The organism is Micromonospora sp. NPDC049089 (genome assembly GCF_040648775.1).
Lineage (GTDB): Bacteria > Actinomycetota > Actinomycetes > Mycobacteriales > Micromonosporaceae > Micromonospora.
The window spans coordinates 1-17255 of sequence record NZ_JBEZEH010000163.1; the positions used below are offsets into that span (position 1 = coordinate 1).

Sequence of the window (17255 nt, forward strand, 5' to 3'; positions counted from 1 at the left end):
GGGAAGGTCGCGCTCGTTCCTGGTTGTATTGGCCATCGGGCGAGCGCACACCACTACATCCAGGATCGGGCGCGATCTTGGGGTGTGGTGGCGTGCGGGCGCGGGACGTACGGGTGCGGTGGGCGCGGGGCAGGGTGCAGGGGCGGCGCGAGCGCGGGGCAGGGCGGGGCGGGGCCGGGTGTGGGCGGGGTTACGGGGCCCAGCGGCGTAGTTCGCGCTTGGCCAGGGAGTTGCGGTGCACCTCGTCGGGCCCGTCGGCCAGGCGCAGGGTGCGGGTCTGCGCCCAGAGGGCGGCCAGTGGCGTGTCCTGGCTGACGCCGGCGCCGCCGTACCCCTGAATAGCCTTGTCGATCACCCACTCCGCCATCGCCGGCGTGCCGATCTTGATGGCCTGGATCTCGGTGTGTGCGCCCTTGTTGCCGACGGTGTCCATCAGCCAGGCAGTCTTGAGCACCAGCAGCCGGGCCTGCTCGATGCGGACCCGGGACTCGGCGATCCACTCCCGGACCACGCCCTGCTCGGCCAGCGGTCGGCCGAACGCGATCCGTTCGTTGGCGCGGCGGCAGAGCAACTCAAGGGCGCGTTCGGCCATTCCGATCAATCGCATGCAGTGGTGGATCCGGCCCGGCCCGAGCCGGGCCTGGGCGATGGCGAAGCCGGTGCCCTCGGCACCGATCAGGTTCTCCGCTGGCACCCGGACGTCGGTGAAGTCGATCTCGGCGTGCCCGCCGTGCGAACCGTCGGTGTAGCCGAAGACGGTCATGCCCCGGCGCACTGTCACCCCGGGGGTGTCCCGGGGGACCAGCACCATGCTCTGCTGGCGGTGCCGGTCAGCGGTGGGGTCGGTCTTGCCCATCACGATGAAGATCTCGCAGCGCGGGTCCATGGCCCCGGACGACCACCACTTTCGTCCGTTGATCACGTACTCGTCGCCGTCGCGGGTGATCCGGGTGGCGATGTTGGTGGCGTCGGAGGAGGCGACATCCGGCTCGGTCATGCAGAAGGCCGAGCGGATCTCGCCCTCCAGCAGCGGCATCAGCCAGCGCTGTTGCTGCGCCTCCGAACCGAACTCGGCCAGCAACTCCATGTTGCCGGTGTCCGGTGCCGCGCAGTTGACCGCCTCCGGCGCGAGGTGCGGGCTGCGCCCGGTCAGCTCGGCCAGGGGGGCGTACTGGAGGTTGGTCAGGCCGGCGCCGTAACGCGGGTCGGGCAGGAAGAGGTTCCACAGGCCGCGCTTGCGGGCCTCCGTCTTCAGTTCGGCCAACACCGGGGTACGCGACCACGGCTCCCCGGCGGCCACCTGTTCGACGTGCACGGCCTCGGCCGGGTAGACGTGCTCGGTCAGGAACCGGGTGAGCTCGGCGCGCAGCTCTTCGGTCCGGCTGTCGTATGAGAAGTCCATCACCGCTCCCTGGCGGCGGTCAGTCCGTGCGCGACCAGCGGTGCCACCATTTCGCCGATCCGGTCGAAGCCCTCGCCGAGCGTCTGCCCGAGCGTGTGGCGGTAGTGGATGCCCTCGCAGATGACCGCGAGCTTGAAACAGCCCAGCGCCACGTGCCAGTGCAGCGGCCCGACGTCGACATCGCTGCGGCCGGCGTACCTGTCGATCAGCTCGCTGCCGGTGGGGAAGCTGGCGCGCGGGCCGAGCCCGTCGGCGACGGGGTTGCCCGCGGCGGTGTCGCTGCCACCGAGCACGTCCCAGTAGGTCAGCAGCAGTCCCAGGTCGGCGAGGGGGTCGCCGAGGGTGGCCATCTCCCAGTCGAGCACCGCGTGCACGGCCACCGGGTCGGCCGAGGCGAGGAGGTTGTCCAGCCGGTAGTCGCCGTGCACGATCCGGCCGGCGTTCGCGCCCTCCGGTGCGGTCGCCGCGAGCAGGTCACGCAGCTCGTCGATGCCGGGCAGCGGCCGGCTGCGGGAGCGGTCGAGCTGCCCGGACCAGCGGCGGACCTGCCGGGCGAGGTAGCCCTCGGGGCGGCCGAAGTCAGCCAACCCCACGCTCGACGGGTCGACGCTGTGCAGCGCCGCGAGGGTGTCCATCATTGCCATGGCGAGTGCGCGGCGGCGCTCGTCGCCCAGCGGGTCGGTCTGCGCGCGGGTGCGGAACACCTCGCCGGGCATTCGCTCCATGAGGTAGAACGGCGCGCCGATCACCTCGGGGTCGGTGCAGAGCAGCAGCGCGCCCGGGACCGGCACCTCGGTCGGCGCCAGCGCCGAGATGACCCGGAACTCGCGCGCCATGTCGTGCGCGGTCGCCAGCACGTGGCCCAGCGGGGGGCGGCGCAGCACCACCTCGCGGTCGCCGAGGCGCAGCAGGTAGGTGAGGTTGGACTTGCCGCCCGCGATCAGCTGTGCCCGCAGCGGCCCGACGGCCAGCTCGGGTCGGTGCTGTGCCAGATGGTCGGCGAGACGGTCAAGGGCCAGCCCCGCTGGGGAGACGGCCGTGGCCTCCGGCCGTGACTCGTCGACGGCCGGATCGCTCATCGGACTAGTTGATGGCAGCCCGCTCACGTTGTCAAGGTCAGAATTTCCGCTTGGGACATGCCCTTGCAACAGGGACGAAATGGTCAACTACCAGGCTGTGGTCAGCCTGCCGGTCGCTTCTCTGCCGGCCCGCCGAGCGGAGGGACAGACATGTTGCTGCGAGTTCGGGTCACCCTGCCGGACCGTCCGGGCACCCTCGGTCAGGTCGCCCGCACCTTGGGCGTCTCCGGGGCGGACATCGTCCAGGTGGTGGTCCTCGAACGGCTCGGCGGGCGCGCGGTGGACGACTTCACTGTCGTCTGGCCGGGTGCGGCGCGGGTGGAGCGGCTGCTGGCTGGCCTCGCCGCCATACCGGGGGTGCGGGTGGACGGTGTGTGGCGGGCGATCGGCGCGCCCACCACCACCGGCCAGGACGCGGAGCTGTTGGCCCAGGTCGCGGCAAACCCGGCCGACGGGTTGGCCACCCTGGTCGACGCGGTGCCGGGGCTGCTGGCCGCCGACTGGGCAGTGGCCGCCGTGGTGCCGGTCGACTGGGCCTCGCGCAGCGGGGGCGGCGGGGCGACCGTGGGGTACGCGAGCTGGCGGGCACCCGTACCCGCGCGGTTGCCGGAGGTGACCCCGCTGCGCGGTCGGTCGATGACCACGCCCGACGGGACCCACCACGCGATCACGCCGTTCGGTCGGGCGGGCCTGGTGCTGGTGGTGGCCCGTGAGCGCAGCGAGACCACCCTCTCCGCCGCGGCGTTCCACAGCACCGAGGTGGATCGGCTCACCCAGCTCGTCCGCGCCTGCGCGGTGATCCTCGGTGACCGACTCGATCTCGTCGGTTCGCCGCCGGTGGTCGCCGGCCCCTGAGCGGCCGAGGAGTTCCCGGGCCGACACCGCTGGGCAACCGGGCGGCAACAGGCGGGGGTGAGGCTCTTACCGGGGAAGGGAGCCAACCATGACGTTGTGGCGGATCCGAGCGACGGTGGACGACCGGCCGGGTTACCTGTCGGTGCTCACGGCCAGCCTTGCGCTGCGCGGGGTCAACATCCTCACCGTGCAGGTGCAACCCACCGAGCAGGGCGCGGTGGACGACTTCCTGGTCGACGCGCCGGACGCGCTCGACGAGGCTGGGCTGATCGCCGCCGTCGAGCGGGGTCGGGGCCGGGACTGCTGGGTGGCGCGCAGCGAGGCGCGTGGTCTGGCCGACCAGCCCACCCGGGTGCTCGGGCTGGCCAACCGGTTGGTGCGTGACCCGGACGCGACGGGCGAGGCGTTGCGGACGCTGCTCGCCGCCGACGTCGTGAGCTGGCGACCGGCGTCGGTCGGCGGCGAACGGGGGATCACCGGGGCGAGCATGCTGTTGGCGGACCCGGCGGGCGGTTCGTTCGCGCTGCGCCGGGCCGCGCCCGACTTCACCCCGGCGGAGTACGCGCGGGCGCAGGCTCTCGTCGAGCTGGCCGCCACTGTGGCGCGCCGGGCCGCCGAACAGGTGACAGTGGTGCTGCCCGACGGCGCGGAGGTGGCCGTCCGGCCGGCGAGCGCCCACGATCTGCCCGGCGTGGTGGAGCTGCACGAGGCGTGCTCGCCGCGTAGCCGGCAGCGGCGTTACCTGGGCGGGGCGGCGCTGCCGCAGCCGGCCCGCCTGCGTCGACTGCTGGAGCCGAGCCGAGGGCTGACGCTGATCGCCAGCACCACCGGCTCCGACGGCGCGGCCGAGTCGGTGGTCGCGATGGCGAACCTGCTTGGCGAGGGCGACGAGGCGGAGGTGGCGCTGCTGGTGCGCGACGACTGGCAGCGGCGTGGGCTCGGCTCGGCGTTGCTGCGCCGGGTGGTTCAGCACGCCGACCGGTCCGGGTACGCGGCGCTGGTGCTGCACGTGCAGGCCACCAACGACCCGATGCTGCGGACGCTGCACCGGCTGGGCCGGCCCACCGTTGTGGAACGCGACGGCGGGCTGCTCACCCTCACCGTCGCGCTCTCTGTCCCCACCGGGGCGGACCGGACGGGCGCGTTCGCCTAGGGCCGGCTCAGGGCCCGGGCGGCTCGCGGCGGCCCGAGACGCAGAACCGGTTGCCCTCCGGGTCGGCGAGCACCACGTACGGCGGCTCCGCCGGGTGTGGGTCGGTGGGGTAGTGCCGCCAGTCGACGATCCGCGCGCCGAGGGCGAGCAGCCGGTCGAGTTCCTCGTCGAGGGGTCGGTCGCCGGCGTCCAGATCCAGGTGGAGCCGGGGGAACTCCCGCACGGGGCTCTCGCTGAGGTCCATCGCGAGGGCTGAGCCCGACACCCCGGGCGGCGGCTCCAGCACGATCCACTCGTCGCCGGTGAATCGGGGCTCGCGGCGACGGTAGCCGAGGGCCGCGGCCCAGAACGTTCCGGCCCGTTCGGCGTCGGCCACGCCCAGGGAGAGCTGTGCGATCAATGCCATCTCCCGACCGTACGTGGTGACGAGAGCCCCTTGTGCGCGGCGAGCCTCCACAAGGGGCCCGGTCGTCAGGTGCTGGGGTAGCTGCTGTAGTCGGGGAAGTTGCCGTAGAGCCGGCTGTCTCCGCCGACGGTGACGGCCTGCACCAGCAGGTCGCCGCCGACGAACGCGCCCTTCCAGGAGGCGCCCCGGCCGCCGAACGGTTCGTCGCGGTCACCGCGTGAGCGCGGCTTGTTGATGCCCACCTTGAACGCCTGAAGGTCCACGGCGAGCTTGCCGGCCTCGTCGGTGTCGTCGCAGGCGAGTGAGGCCACCAGCGCGCCGTTGGAGGCGTTCATCGCGGCCAGCAGCTCGTCGGTGGTGTCCACCACGACGATCGTGTCGACCGGACCGAACGGCTCGGCGTGCATCAGTCGGGACCGTCCGGGCGGGGCGAGCAGCACCGACGGCGCCACGTACGCCGAGGTGTCCTGCCCGGGCAGGAACGGCGCGCCGGCGAGTTTGCCCCGGTGCAGAGGGATCGCGCCGCCACGGACGGCCTCGTCGACGGTACGGCGGAGCTCGTCGGCCTTGGTGGCGCTGATCAGCGGACCGAAGTCCAGCTCGGGCAGCGGGTCACCGGCGGCCCAGTCGTCACCGACGGCGAGCGGGTGACCGAAGCGGACGGAGCGGACGACCGGCAGGTACATGTCGAGGAACTCGTCGACGAGGTCGCGCTGCACGACGAACCGGGGGTACGCGGTGCAGCGCTGCTTGCCGTACTCGAAGCCCTTCCTGAGGTGCGTGGCGAGCAGGTCCCACTGGGAGAAGTTCCAGATGCCCCAGGCGTTGAGGCCCTCCTGCTCGATGAAGTGCCGCTTGTCGCTGTCGAGCAGAGCGGCGGCCACCTTGCCGCCGTTGGAACGGCCGCCGACGAATGCCACAGCGCCGATCTCGGGTGCCCGGACCAGCACCTCGGACAGTTCCGAGCCGCTGCCGGAGACGAGCGTGGCGGGCAGTCCGGCCCGGCGCATCAGCGCGTGCGCGACGGTCAGGCACACCGCGCCGCCCTGGGACGGGGTCTTGGCGATGACCGCGTTGCCGGCCAGGAGCTGCACCAGTTCGGCGTGCACCAGCACGCTCATCGGGTAGTTCCACGACGCGATGTTGCTGACCGGGCCGGGCAACGGCTCGCGGCCGTCGGCGAGCATCCGGTCGATCTCGCCCGCGTACCAGCGGACGCCGTCGAGCGCCCGGTCCACGTCGGCGCAGGCCAGCCGCCACGGCTTGCCGATCTCCCACACCAGCAGCAGGGCGAGCAGGTCGCGGTGGGCGGTGAGCGAGTCCAGGGCCTCGGCGACCCGGGCCCTGCGGTCGGCCAGCGGGGTCCGGGCCCAGGCCCGGTGCGCGGCGGCGGCGTGGGCGACCGCGGCGCGCGCGGTGGTCGCGTCGACCCGGGGCAGGTTGATGAGGACGGTGTTGTCCACCGGGGTGCGGACCGGGGCGGGCTGGCCGACCGCCCGCCATTCGCCCTCGACCAGGTTGTGCAGGGTGGTGACGCCGTCGACCTCGGGGCCGAACGCCTCCGGGGCGACGGTCACCGCGCGGGCCAGGATGTCGGCCCAGGCGGTGTCGTCGGCGAGTCGTAGTGCCATCGCTTCTCCTCAGGGTTGACCAGGGAGCGGCGGCGTCGACGGCACCGCTGGTGAGCGGTACTGTCTCGCGCTTCGTAGCGGGTCAGCAACAGTACGTTTGTCTGGCTGGTCGCCGGAGCGCTCGATCGGTGCGAAATCTATCGCGGACGCTCCCACCGTGAGCTGCGCAAACGTCTTTCATAAATCGAGATTTATCGATGGTGTGAAATGGTCCGCAGTGGTTACTCGCGAGTACGGAAGTGGTGCCGCGCGCGTCGGCCCCGATCGGCAGGCTTCCCAACCAGCGACCCGCCCATTACATTGTCGTTTATCCATGGGAGCGCTTCCACGGCCCATGGTCACACCGCCACCCCCGCTGTCGCCGGTGGCCGTGCCGCCCGTACGCCGTCCCGCGTCGGTGCGACCGCCGGCGGCGCCTCCGACAGGAGTCCGCCATGCGCCACCTGACCCGGCCGTTCAGCGGCCAGCCCGGCCGGTCGCCGGCCGCCGACCAGCCCTGGCCGCGGCGGCTGCTGGCCCTCGGCGTCGCGCTGCTCACCGGCGCGTCCCTCGCGGTGACCGCGCCACCGTCCGGGCCCGCCTCCGCCGCGCCGGCGGCCAAGCCCGCCTCCGCCGCGCCGGCGGCGACCTACAACTACGCCGAGGCGTTGCAGAAGTCACTGCTCTTCTACGAGGCGCAGCAGTCCGGTCCACTGCCCGACTGGAACCGGGTCTCCTGGCGCGGAGACAGCGCGCTCACCGACGGCGCCAGCGCGGGCGTGGACCTCACCGGCGGCTGGTACGACGCCGGCGACCACGTCAAGTTCGGTTTCCCGATGGCGTTCAGCGCCACGATGCTCGCCTGGGGCGCTGTCGAATACCGCAGCGGTTACACCTCGTCCGGGCAACTGCCGCACCTGCTCAACAACCTGCGCTTCGTCAACGACTACTTCATCAAGGCGCACCCGTCGGCCAACGTCCTCTACGGACAGGTCGGCAAGGGCGACGACGACCACAAGTGGTGGGGTCCGGCCGAGGTGATGCAGATGGCGCGGCCCGCGTACAAGATCGATGCGAGCTGTGGCGGCGCGGACCTGGCGGGGGAGACGGCGGCCGCGATGGCCGCCTCCTCGATGGTGTTCCGCCCCACCGACGCGGCCTACGCCGACAAGCTGCTCGGCCACGCCCGGCAGCTCTACACCTTCGCCGACACGGTGCGGAAGGCCTACCACGAGTGCATCACCGACGCCACGAGCTTCTACCGCTCGTGGAGTGGCTGGCAGGACGAGCTGGTCTGGGCCGCGATCTGGCTGCACCGGGCCACCGGCGAGGCCAGCTACCTGGCCAAGGCCGAGAGTGAGTACGACAAGCTCGGCACCGAGAACCAGACCACCACCCGCTCCTACAAGTGGACAATCGCCTGGGACAACAAGCAGTTCGGCGCGTACGTGCTGCTGGCCAACCTGACCGGCAAACAGAAGTACGTCGACGACGCCAACCGGTGGCTTGACTACTGGACCGTCGGGGTGAACGGGCAGCGGGTGCCGTACTCGCCGGGCGGGATGGCGGTGCTCGACTCCTGGGGCGCGCTGCGCTACTCCGCGAACACGTCCTTCGCCGCGCTGGTCTACAGCGACAAGACCACCGACACCACCCGCAAGGCGCGCTACCACGACTTCGCCGTCCGGCAGATCAACTACGCGCTCGGCGACAACCCGCGCAACTCCAGCTACGTCATCGGGTTCGGCGCCAACGCACCGAAGAACCCGCACCACCGCACCGCGCACGGCTCCTGGTGGGACAGCCAGACCGTGCCGGTGGAGACCCGGCACACCCTCTACGGTGCGCTGGTCGGCGGCCCGTCCTCGGCCAACGACGCGTACAGCGACAGCCGGTCGGACTACGTGATGAACGAGGTGGCCACCGACTACAACGCCGGCTTCACGTCCGCGCTGGTCCGGCTGACCTCCGAGTACGGCGGCACGCCGCTGGCGAACTTCCCGGTCGCCGAGACGCCGGACATCGACGAGCTGACAGTGGAGACCACGGTGACGCAGGCCGAACCTCGGGCCACCGGGCTCAAGGTGATGGTCTACAACAAGTCCGCGTTCCCGGCCCGCGCGCTGACCGACGGCCGGTTCCGGTACTACTTCCGGCCCGACGGCACCGGCCCGGTGCAGGTCACCGCCGGCTACACCCAGGGCTGCCCGTCCCCGACCACCGCCAAGCAGTTCAGCGGCGACATCTGGTACGTCGAGGTGGACTGCGCCGGGTACACCATCGCTCCGGCGGGTCAGTCGCAGCACCGGATGGAGGTCCAGTTCAAGATCGGCGTGCCGGAGGGCGGCACCTGGGACCCGACCAACGACCCGTCGTACCAGGCCACCGCCGGGCCCAACCGGAAGGTGCCGCTCTACTCCGGAGCCACCCGTGTCTGGGGCGAGGAGCCGGGCCCGGTCGTCCCGGACACCACCAAGCCGACCGTCCCGGGTACCCCGGTGGCGTCCAACCTCGGCCCCCGCACTGTCACCCTGACCTGGGCGCCGTCCACCGACAGCGGCGGCAGTGGCCTGGCCGGCTACGACGTCCGCGAGGTCCAGGTCAACAGCGACACGGTCCTGGTCCGGCCGGTCACCGGCACGACGTTGACCATCACAACGCTGCTGCCAGCGACGTCGTACGAGTTCACCGTCGTGGCGCGCGACGGCGCCGGCAACACGTCCACCGCTTCACCGAAGCTCACGGTGACCACGCCGCCGGCCGGCACCGCCGACACCACAGCGCCGAGCACCCCCGGCACGCCGGTCGCCTCGGCCGTCACCGCCACCGGTCTCACCCTGGCCTGGACCCCGTCGACCGACAACGTGGGCGTCACCGGTTACCGGGTCTACCGCGAGGCCGGCGCCACCGACGTGCTTGTCGGCTCGCCGACCGGCAGCACCCAGGCGGTGTCCGGGTTGACCGCCTCCACGGCGTACCAGTTCTACGTGGTAGCGGTGGACGCGGCGGGCAACACCTCCGCGGCGTCCACGCCGGTTGCGGTGACCACCGCGGCCCCGCCGGTCGGTGGTACCTGCACTGTGGGGTACGCCACCACCGACTGGGGCGGCGGCTTCACCGCCAACGTGTCGATCACCAACACCGGCACCACCGCGATCAACGGCTGGACCCTGCGGTTCAGCTTCCCCGGCGGGCAGAGCGTCAGCCAGGGCTGGTCGGCGGCGATCAGCCAGAGCGGCGCGGCGGTCACCGCCACGAACCTGTCCTACAACGGCACGATCGCGGCCGGCGCGTCGGTGAGCTTCGGCTTCAACGGCACGTACAGCGGCGCCAACCCGAAGCCGACCGCCTTCACCGTCAACAACACCACCTGCACCGTGTCCTGAGCCCATCCCGGGCAGTCGCGGCCGGTCACCGTCCCCCGGTGGCCGGCCGCGAACGACCACCGGGAACGCTTGTCAGCCGGCCCGGTAGGAAAGGTAGTAGCCCTCGTGCGGCCAGCTGTGGAAGTTGTTGAGCTCGGACGCAGCGCCGGTGCAGTCGGAGGTCCGGTAGCCAGAGACGGAACCGAAGCCGTTCCAGCCGATCGCCCAGATCGCCTCGGCCGGGACCGGGCGGCAGATGCCGTCGCGCGTGGCCTGCCTGCCTACGATGATCTGCGTGTAGGCCTGGTAGAAGACGAGGCCGGTGTCGGGAACCTTGAGCGTCTCGACAGCGGCTGCGGGCGACGCCGGTATCGTCACGGTCAGTGTGGTGATCAAAGCGGCGGCGAGACCCGCAGCGATTCGGCTGGTGAATCTGCGCATGAGCTTCCCTTCCTAACGGTGTTCAGGGACGGGGCCGGAGCTCTTTCAGCCCAGAGGCAGATTGATTTGCGTCGATTATATTCCTCATGTCAACCAACCCGCTGCTGATCGCTGTCGCTGAGCGGCCCGAAAGCAGAGTGGGGGCACCGCGACGAGATCTTGGACAGTTACCGTTCCGCGCGGACGGAAACTGGATGGCCGACCCTCGCGGGCGAACTCGGGTGGATAGGTCGGGGGGATTCCGGGCAAGCTGCGGTCGTGCGGGAGTTGCTGACCGTCGGGCACGGCGCGGCCGATCGGGGCCGGCTGGGAGAGTTGCTGACCGGGGCGGGGATCGCCCAGGTGGTGGACGTGCGGCGATACCCAGCCAGCCGCACCAACCCGGACGTCCGCCGGGAGGAACTCGAACGGTGGCTGCCCGAGTGCGGCATCGACTACCGCTGGGAGCCGCGGCTCGGCGGACGACGGCACGTCCCGGCCGGGGAGCCGGAGCCGGACACCTGGTGGACGGTCGCGGCGTTCCGGGCGTACGCCGCCCACACCCGGACGGCCGAGTTCGACGACGCGCTCGCCGAGGTGCTCGCCGGGGCGGATCGTCGGACCACCGCGATCATGTGCAGTGAGAGCGTGTGGTGGCGCTGCCACCGGCGGTTGATCGCCGACGTCGCGACGCTGAGCAGCGGAGTCTCCGTGGCGCACCTGATGCCGGACGGCCGCCTCAGCCCGCACCGGCCGGCCGAGGGCGCCCGCCGACTGCCCGACGGCCACCTGCTGTGGGACGACTGAGTCACTCCACGAGGTCGTCGGCGAGCAGGTCCATCAACAGGCCGTCGTGCCAGCGGCCGTCCGCGCCGCGCTCGTAGCGGCGCAGCACCCCCACCGGGCGGAAACCAACCTTCGCGTACGCCCGGATGGCGGCGCTGTTCGCCGCGGCCGGGTCGATGGTGAAACGGTGGTGGCCGTACTCGTCGATCAGGTGTCGGGCCAGGGTGCGGATCGCGTCACCACCGAGGCCGGCGCCGCGCTCCGCCGGGTCGAGGAAGACGTCAAGGCTGGCGTGCCGGTAGTCCGGGTCCGCCTCGGCGTACCACTGGATCGCGCCGACCACCCGGCCCTCGTGCTCGATCGCGTACACGTGCAGGTCGTCGTCGGCGAGGTCGGCACGCACGGAGTCGGCCAGATCGTCGCCGCCCCGCCACCACCGGCGTACCTCCGGGTCGGCCCGGATCGCGGCGAGGGCCGGCACGTCAGCGACCGTCGCCGGTCGTAGTGTCACCGCCCGCCCTCGCAGCATCCGGCTCAGCCCCGCATCTCGCCGTGCTCGACGCAGATCGCCGACCAGCCCACCGGCAGCACCTGAACCTTCATCCGGCGACGGCAGCGGGGGCAGAACCGGGGCGGCTCCAACTGGCGGGCCGACGCGCAGGCCGGGTGGACGGTGGCCGTCGCCGGCTCACCGCACCTGTCGCACCACAGCTCCGTCGTCGTCATTGTCGTCACAGCGTGGCGGAGAGCGCCTTGACCGGCATCTTCAACTCGTCCAACAGCTCCAGGTCGGCCGTCGCCGGTCGACCCAGCGTGGTCAGGTAGTTGCCGACGATCACCGCGTTGATGCCGCCGAGCAGGCCATCACGGGTGCCGAGGTCGCCGAGAGTGATCTCGCGGCCACCGGCGTACCGCAGGATGGTGCGCGGCATGGCCAGCCGGAACGCGGCGATGGCCCGCAGCGCGTCCTTGCCTTCCACCACCGGACGGTCACCGAGCGGCGTGCCGGGACGCGGGTTGAGGAAGTTGAGCGGCACCTCGTGCGGGTTCAGCTCGGCGAGCTGCGCGGCGAACTCGGCCCGCTGCTCGACGGTCTCACCGAGGCCGAGGATGCCACCGCAGCACACCTCCATGCCGGAGTCGCGAACCATCCGCAGCGTCTCCCAGCGCTCCTCCCACGAGTGCGTGGTGACCACGTTGGGGAAGTACGACTTGCAGGTCTCCAGATTGTGGTTGTAGCGGTGCACGCCCATGTCGACCAGGTCGTCGACCTGCTCCTTGGTGAGCATGCCCAGCGACGCGGCGACCTGGATGTCGACAGCCGCCTTGATGGCGGCGACGCCCTCGCGCATCTGCTTCATCAGCCGGGCGTCCGGACCGCGGACCGCGGCGACGATGCAGAACTCGGTCGCCCCGGTCGCGGCGGTCTGCTTCGCCGCCTCGACCAGCGACGGGATGTCCAGCCAGACCGAGCGCACCGGCGAGGTGAACAGGCCCGACTGCGAGCAGAAGTGGCAGTCTTCCGGGCAGCCGCCGGTCTTGAGCGAGACGATGCCCTCGACCTCGACCTCCGGGCCGCACCAGCGCATCCGCACGTCGTGAGCGAGCTGGAGGGCGGCGGGCAGGTGCTCGTCGGGCAGGTTCAGCACGGCGAGGATGCCGGCCTGATCGAGGCCGACACCGTCACCCAGGACCTGGGTCCGGGCCTGGTCGAGGATCTCTGGCATGGCTCGTACCCTACAAGGCTCTCCGATCAGCCTGAATGACCTGGCGGCCCGTCGGTGCCTCGCACCGAGTGGAATCGTCGGGCCGATGGCGGCGGGTGGTAATTTCGCCCGGCGGGTGTCGGGCTGACCGGCACACACAGCGGGGGAGGGTGACGGTGGCGGACTGGCTGGCGGCGCTCGACCGCCGCGCGGAGCTGCGGGCGAAGGCCGGGCTCACCAGGCGACTGCATCCGCGTCCGGCCGACGATCAGATGACCGATCTGGCCGGCAACGACTACCTCGGCCTGGCCACCCACCCGGACGTCGTCGCCGCGGCCACGGCGGCCCTCTCGGCGTACGGGCTGGGGGCTACCGGGTCGCGCCTGGTCCGGGGCTCCACCGACGCGCACCGGGCGCTGGAGGAGGACCTGGCCCGCTGGTTGGGCACCGGCGGCGCCCTGGTCTTCTCCTCCGGCTACCTCGCCAACCTCGGCGCGCTGCGGGCGCTCGTCCAACCTCGGACGCTGCTCGTCTCCGACGCGCACAACCACGCGTCGCTGATCGACGGCTGCCGCATCTCCGGTGCGGAGACGGTGGTCACCCCGCACGCCGACGTCGACGCGGTGGCCGCCGCGCTCGCGGCCGCTCCCGGCCGCCCGGCGGTGGTGGTGACGGAGTCGGTGTTCTCGGTCGACGGTGATCTCGCCCCGCTGGCTCGGCTGCACGCGGTGGCCCGCCGTCACGGCGCGCTGCTGCTGGTCGACGACGCGCACGCGCTGGGCCTGACCGGTCCGGCCGGCGCGGGCGCGGTGGCGGCCACCGGGCTGGCCGGCGAGCCGGACGTGGTGATCACCGCCACCCTGTCCAAGGCGCTCGGTGGCGCGGGCGGCGTTGTCGCCGGCCCGGCCGAGTTCGTCCGGCATCTGGTCGAGACCGGGCGCACGTTCATCTTCGACACGGCACTGCCGCCAGCGGTCGCCGCCGGCGTGCACGCGGCGCTGCGGCTCGCCCAGGCCGGCGACGACCTGCGCGCCGAACTCTCCGACCGGGTGGGACTGGCGGTCGGTCGACTGAGAGCGGCCGGGCTGACCGTCTCCGCCCCGGACGCGGCGGTGATCTCGGTGACCGCCCCGGGTCCGGAGGCGGCGACCGCGTGGGCCGCGGACTGCCGGGACCGGGGTGTCGCGGTGGGCTGTTTCCGGCCACCATCCACCCCGGACAGCCGCTCCCGCCTGCGCCTCACGGTGAGCGCGGGGGTGCCCCGGACGGCGTTCGAGCGGGCGCTGGACGTCATCGTGGAGACGGCGCCGTGAGCGCGAGGAGTGAGCCGGGTTTGCGAGCCCCGCAGTCGCGAACCGAGGTGGCGCCGTGAGCGCGAGGAGTGAGCCGGGTTTGCGAGCCCCGCAGTCGCGAACCGAGGTGGCGCCGTGACGGGCTGGGCGGGGTCGGTGCTGGTCACTGGAACGGACACCGAGGTCGGCAAGACGGTGGTGACGGCGGCGATCGCGGCCGCTGCGCAGGCCGCCGGGCTGCGGGTGGCGGTGGTCAAGCCGGGCCAGACCGGTACGGCCGGCGGTGAGCCCGGCGACGTGGACGCGGTGAACCGGTTGGCTGCGCCGCTGACCGGTCGGACCCTGGCCAGCTACCCGGATCCCCTCGCCCCGTTGGCTGCGGCGCGGGTCGCCGACCTGCCGCCGTTGGAGTTGTACGCGGCGGTGGACGCCGTCCGCGCGGAGGCCGACAAGCACGACCTCGTGTTGATCGAGGGCGCGGGTGGGTTGCTGGTTCCGATGGGGCTGCGGCCGTCGGGGGAGCCGTGGACGATGGCCGACCTGGCGGTGTCGCTCGGCGCGCCGGCGGTGGTGGTCGCCCGCGCCGGGTTGGGCACGCTCAACCACACCGCGTTGACCCTGGAGGCGTTGGATCGTCGGGCGGTGCCGGCGGGTGTGGTGATCGGCGCCTGGCCGGCCAGACCGGAGCTGGTGCACTGGACGAACCTCACCGATCTGGTGCCGAATCTGCTCGGCGCGCTGCCCGACGGCGCGGGCGCGATGGACCCGGGTGTGTTCCGGCGGTCCGCGCCGGGTTGGCTCACCCCGGCTCTGCACGGGGTGCTGGACGACTGGCGGGTCTGGGCCGAGGAGAGCGGCTGAACACCTGACTTTCGTCGGTGTCCGGGCAGGTCGGGCGTGGGTAGCCTGACCGCCGTGCGGATCCTCGACTACCGGCCGCCGGGTTGGCTGCACCGGCGGCGTCGCCTGCTGCTGGACGTGCTGCTCTGGGCGGTGGTGGCCGCTCCGGTCGGCTACGCCGAGGTCAGCCCGCCCTATTCGCGGTACACGGTGCCGCTGTTGGTCGGCAAGCTCCTGTTGCTCGGTGTGGCGGTGGTGGCGACTCGACGTCAGCCGTTGGTCGCCCTGGTGCTGGCGGTGCTCGGGTCGCTGGTCGACGGCAACTTCGTGTTCGCCATTCCGGTCTTCAGCTATCTCGCCGGGCGGCGCAGCGCCACAGTCGGTCCGGCGGTCATGGTCTTCGTGCTGATCACGGCCGGTGGTACGGCGCTCAACCTGGGGTTCCTCGGCGCCGGGGCGGCCACCTGGTTCCTGCTCGCGTCGGTGCTGCTCTTCGCCGCCGTGTTCCCCTGGTTGGTCGGTCGGTACCGCCGCCAGCAGCAGGAGTTGACCGACGCCGGTCGCCGGCACGTCGACGCGCTGACCCGGGAACAGCGGGGTGCCGCCGAGCGGATCCGGCTGCGTGAGCGGGCCCGGATCGCGGGGGAGATGCACGACTCCCTCGGTCACGACCTCAGCCTGATCGCGTTGCGCGCCGCCGCCCTGGAGGTCGCCGCCGACCTTGACGACCGGCACCGTGCCGCGGCCGGGGAGTTGCGGGCCAGCGTCTCCGCCGCCACCGAGCGACTGCACGAGATCATCGGTGTGCTCCGCGAGGAGGCTGGCGCGTCGCTGCGCCCGAGCGGGGAGACGGTGGCCGACCTGGTCGACGGTGCCCGCGAGGCCGGCATGGTGGTACGGCTGGACGCCGCCCCGGCGGTCGCTGACCTACCGGCGATGACCTGTCACGCCGCGCACCGGATCGTCCGGGAGGCGCTCACCAACGCGGCCCGGTACGCGCCGGGCGCTCCGGTCGACGTGCGCCTCACCCGCGACGGTGACCGGGTCGAGGTGACAGTCGTCAACGACGCTCCGCCGGCCGGGCCGCTGCCCGCCCCGCCCTCGCAGGGCAGTGGGCTGCTCGCCCTCGCCGAGCGGGTCCGCCTCGCCGGTGGGACGCTCGACGCCGGCCGTCGGGCCGAGGGCGGATTCACGGTACGGGCGGTGTTGCCCACCACCGCGGCGCCACCCGAAGCGATCGGGTCGGTGGCCGAGGTCGCGCCGACGTCATGGTCCGACGAGCGACCCGGCCCGGCCGAGCGGCCGGTGGACGCCGAGCGGCGGCTGCACGACGCCCGTCGGCGGGTTCGGCGCAGCCTGCTGGTGGCGCTCGTCGCCCCGGTCTGTTTCGCCCTGGTGCTCTCGTTCGTCTACTACCCGGTGGCGACCGCCGGGACGGTGCTGGACCGGGCCACATTCGACCAGATGCGTGTCGGCGCGGCCCGCTCGGAGCTGGTCGGGCTGCCCCGGCGGCAGTTGGAACGGTCGGCGGCTGTCGACCGGGCCGGTTGCGAGTACTACACCGACGGTAACTTTCCCCTGGCCGCGCCGACCTGGCGGCTCTGTTTCACCGATGGCCGGCTGGTCAGCAAGGAGTGGATCGCCTAGTGGACACCCACACGACGGGGACACCGCCGATCCGGGTAGTGCTGGCCGACGACGAGGCGATGATCCGGGCCGGCGTCCGGGCCATCCTCGCCAGCGACCCGGGCATCGAGGTGGTCGCCGAGGCCGGCGACGGGCACGCGGCGGTGGAACTGGTCCGTGCCCACCGTCCCCGGGTGGCGCTGCTGGACATCCGGATGCCGCGGTTGGACGGGTTGGCCGCCGCCGCCGAGATCCGCCGGGTCGTGCCGGACACCGCGACGATCATGCTGACCACGTTCGGCGAGGACGACCACGTGGCCCGGGCGCTCGGGCACGGTGCCAGCGGGTTCCTGCTCAAGGCCGGCGACCCGCGTGAGCTGATCGCCGGTGTGCACGCGGTCGCCGACGGTGGGGCGTACCTGTCGCCCAGGGTGGCCCGCCGGGTGATCGAGCTGGGGGCCGACCGGTTGGCCCGTCGACCCGCCGCCCGGGACCGTGCGGCCGGGCTGACCGAGCGGGAACGGGAGGTGCTGGCCCTGGTCGGGGCGGGCCTTTCCAACGCCGAGATCGCCCGTCGGCTGCACCTCGTCGAGGGCACCGTGAAGAGCTACCTGACCAGCATCTTCACCCGGCTGGACGTCCGCAACCGGGTGCAGGCGGCGATCCTGGCGTACGAGGCGGGGTTGGTCGACGGCTGAGCGGGGGCCGATCGGCC

The 17255-nt window shown here is 72.4% G+C and carries 16 protein-coding genes; 8 read left to right on the forward strand and 8 right to left on the reverse strand.

Features of this window, described 5'->3' with window-relative positions:
- Positions 1–190 precede the first annotated feature (190 nt).
- Positions 191–1402: an acyl-CoA dehydrogenase family protein gene (locus tag AB0B48_RS24310; RefSeq protein WP_357205257.1), complete on the reverse strand. Its 1212-nt coding sequence runs from the start codon at positions 1400–1402 to the stop codon at positions 191–193.
- The gene (locus AB0B48_RS24315) at positions 1402–2481 is read right to left on the reverse strand and encodes a phosphotransferase family protein (protein ID WP_357205260.1); all 1080 of its coding nucleotides are present in this window, start codon (positions 2479–2481) and stop codon (positions 1402–1404) included. The genes AB0B48_RS24310 and AB0B48_RS24315 overlap by 1 nt, the downstream gene beginning before the upstream one ends.
- A 150-nt stretch (positions 2482–2631) precedes the next feature.
- On the opposite strand from AB0B48_RS24315, the gene AB0B48_RS24320 reads away from it, so the two are divergent.
- Positions 2632–3336, forward strand: a complete 705-nt coding sequence (locus AB0B48_RS24320) for an amino acid-binding protein (RefSeq protein ID WP_357205263.1) — start codon at positions 2632–2634, stop codon at positions 3334–3336.
- A gap of 88 nt (positions 3337–3424) precedes the next feature.
- On the forward strand, positions 3425–4489 hold the full coding sequence (locus AB0B48_RS24325) for a GNAT family N-acetyltransferase (protein ID WP_357205267.1): 1065 nt from the start codon (positions 3425–3427) through the stop codon (positions 4487–4489).
- A 7-nt stretch (positions 4490–4496) separates the two neighbouring features.
- Here the strand turns inward: AB0B48_RS24325 and AB0B48_RS24330 are convergent, their stop codons facing one another.
- Both AB0B48_RS24330 and AB0B48_RS24335 read right to left on the reverse strand, forming a co-directional pair.
- The gene (locus AB0B48_RS24330) at positions 4497–4895 is read right to left on the reverse strand and encodes a VOC family protein (RefSeq protein WP_357205270.1); all 399 of its coding nucleotides are present in this window, start codon (positions 4893–4895) and stop codon (positions 4497–4499) included.
- 65 nt (positions 4896–4960) lie between these two features.
- On the reverse strand, positions 4961–6526 hold the full coding sequence (locus tag AB0B48_RS24335) for an aldehyde dehydrogenase family protein (protein ID WP_357205273.1): 1566 nt from the start codon (positions 6524–6526) through the stop codon (positions 4961–4963).
- A 434-nt stretch (positions 6527–6960) separates the two neighbouring features.
- Here AB0B48_RS24335 and AB0B48_RS24340 point away from each other — a divergent pair, with 434 nt between their 5' ends.
- On the forward strand, positions 6961–9891 hold the full coding sequence (locus AB0B48_RS24340; protein ID WP_357205276.1) for a glycoside hydrolase family 9 protein: 2931 nt from the start codon (positions 6961–6963) through the stop codon (positions 9889–9891).
- A 72-nt stretch (positions 9892–9963) separates the two neighbouring features.
- Here AB0B48_RS24340 and AB0B48_RS24345 read toward each other — a convergent pair whose 3' ends face one another.
- Positions 9964–10311: a hypothetical protein gene (locus AB0B48_RS24345; protein ID WP_357205279.1), complete on the reverse strand. Its 348-nt coding sequence runs from the start codon at positions 10309–10311 to the stop codon at positions 9964–9966.
- A gap of 258 nt (positions 10312–10569) precedes the next feature.
- Here AB0B48_RS24345 and AB0B48_RS24350 point away from each other — a divergent pair, with 258 nt between their 5' ends.
- The gene (locus AB0B48_RS24350) at positions 10570–11097 is read left to right on the forward strand and encodes a DUF488 domain-containing protein (protein ID WP_357205281.1); all 528 of its coding nucleotides are present in this window, start codon (positions 10570–10572) and stop codon (positions 11095–11097) included.
- 1 nt (position 11098) lies between these two features.
- Here AB0B48_RS24350 and AB0B48_RS24355 read toward each other — a convergent pair whose 3' ends face one another.
- The 3 genes from AB0B48_RS24355 to bioB are packed head-to-tail and all read right to left on the reverse strand — an operon-like array spanning position 11099 to position 12803.
- Positions 11099–11605 carry a GNAT family protein gene (locus AB0B48_RS24355; protein ID WP_357205284.1) on the reverse strand — a complete coding sequence of 169 codons (507 nt, stop codon included), beginning with the start codon at positions 11603–11605 and terminating at the stop codon, positions 11099–11101.
- Between the two features lie 5 nt (positions 11606–11610).
- On the reverse strand, positions 11611–11802 hold the full coding sequence (locus AB0B48_RS24360; protein WP_355007073.1) for a hypothetical protein: 192 nt from the start codon (positions 11800–11802) through the stop codon (positions 11611–11613).
- Positions 11803–11807: 5 nt separating this feature from the next.
- Positions 11808–12803, reverse strand: coding sequence for a biotin synthase BioB (gene bioB / locus AB0B48_RS24365; protein WP_124819840.1), 996 nt, complete (start codon positions 12801–12803; stop codon positions 11808–11810).
- Positions 12804–12958: 155 nt separating this feature from the next.
- Here bioB and AB0B48_RS24370 point away from each other — a divergent pair, with 155 nt between their 5' ends.
- The 4 genes from AB0B48_RS24370 (at position 12959) to AB0B48_RS24385 (ending at position 17238) form a co-directional block, all read left to right on the forward strand.
- On the forward strand, positions 12959–14095 hold the full coding sequence (locus AB0B48_RS24370; protein WP_357205292.1) for an 8-amino-7-oxononanoate synthase: 1137 nt from the start codon (positions 12959–12961) through the stop codon (positions 14093–14095).
- Positions 14096–14230: 135 nt separating this feature from the next.
- On the forward strand, positions 14231–14935 hold the full coding sequence (bioD, locus tag AB0B48_RS24375) for a dethiobiotin synthase (RefSeq protein WP_238678930.1): 705 nt from the start codon (positions 14231–14233) through the stop codon (positions 14933–14935).
- 36 nt (positions 14936–14971) lie between these two features.
- On the forward strand, positions 14972–16561 hold the full coding sequence (locus AB0B48_RS24380) for a histidine kinase (RefSeq protein WP_357205295.1): 1590 nt from the start codon (positions 14972–14974) through the stop codon (positions 16559–16561).
- On the forward strand, positions 16561–17238 hold the full coding sequence (locus AB0B48_RS24385; protein WP_357205298.1) for a response regulator transcription factor: 678 nt from the start codon (positions 16561–16563) through the stop codon (positions 17236–17238). The genes AB0B48_RS24380 and AB0B48_RS24385 overlap by 1 nt, the downstream gene beginning before the upstream one ends.
- Positions 17239–17255 lie beyond the last annotated feature (17 nt).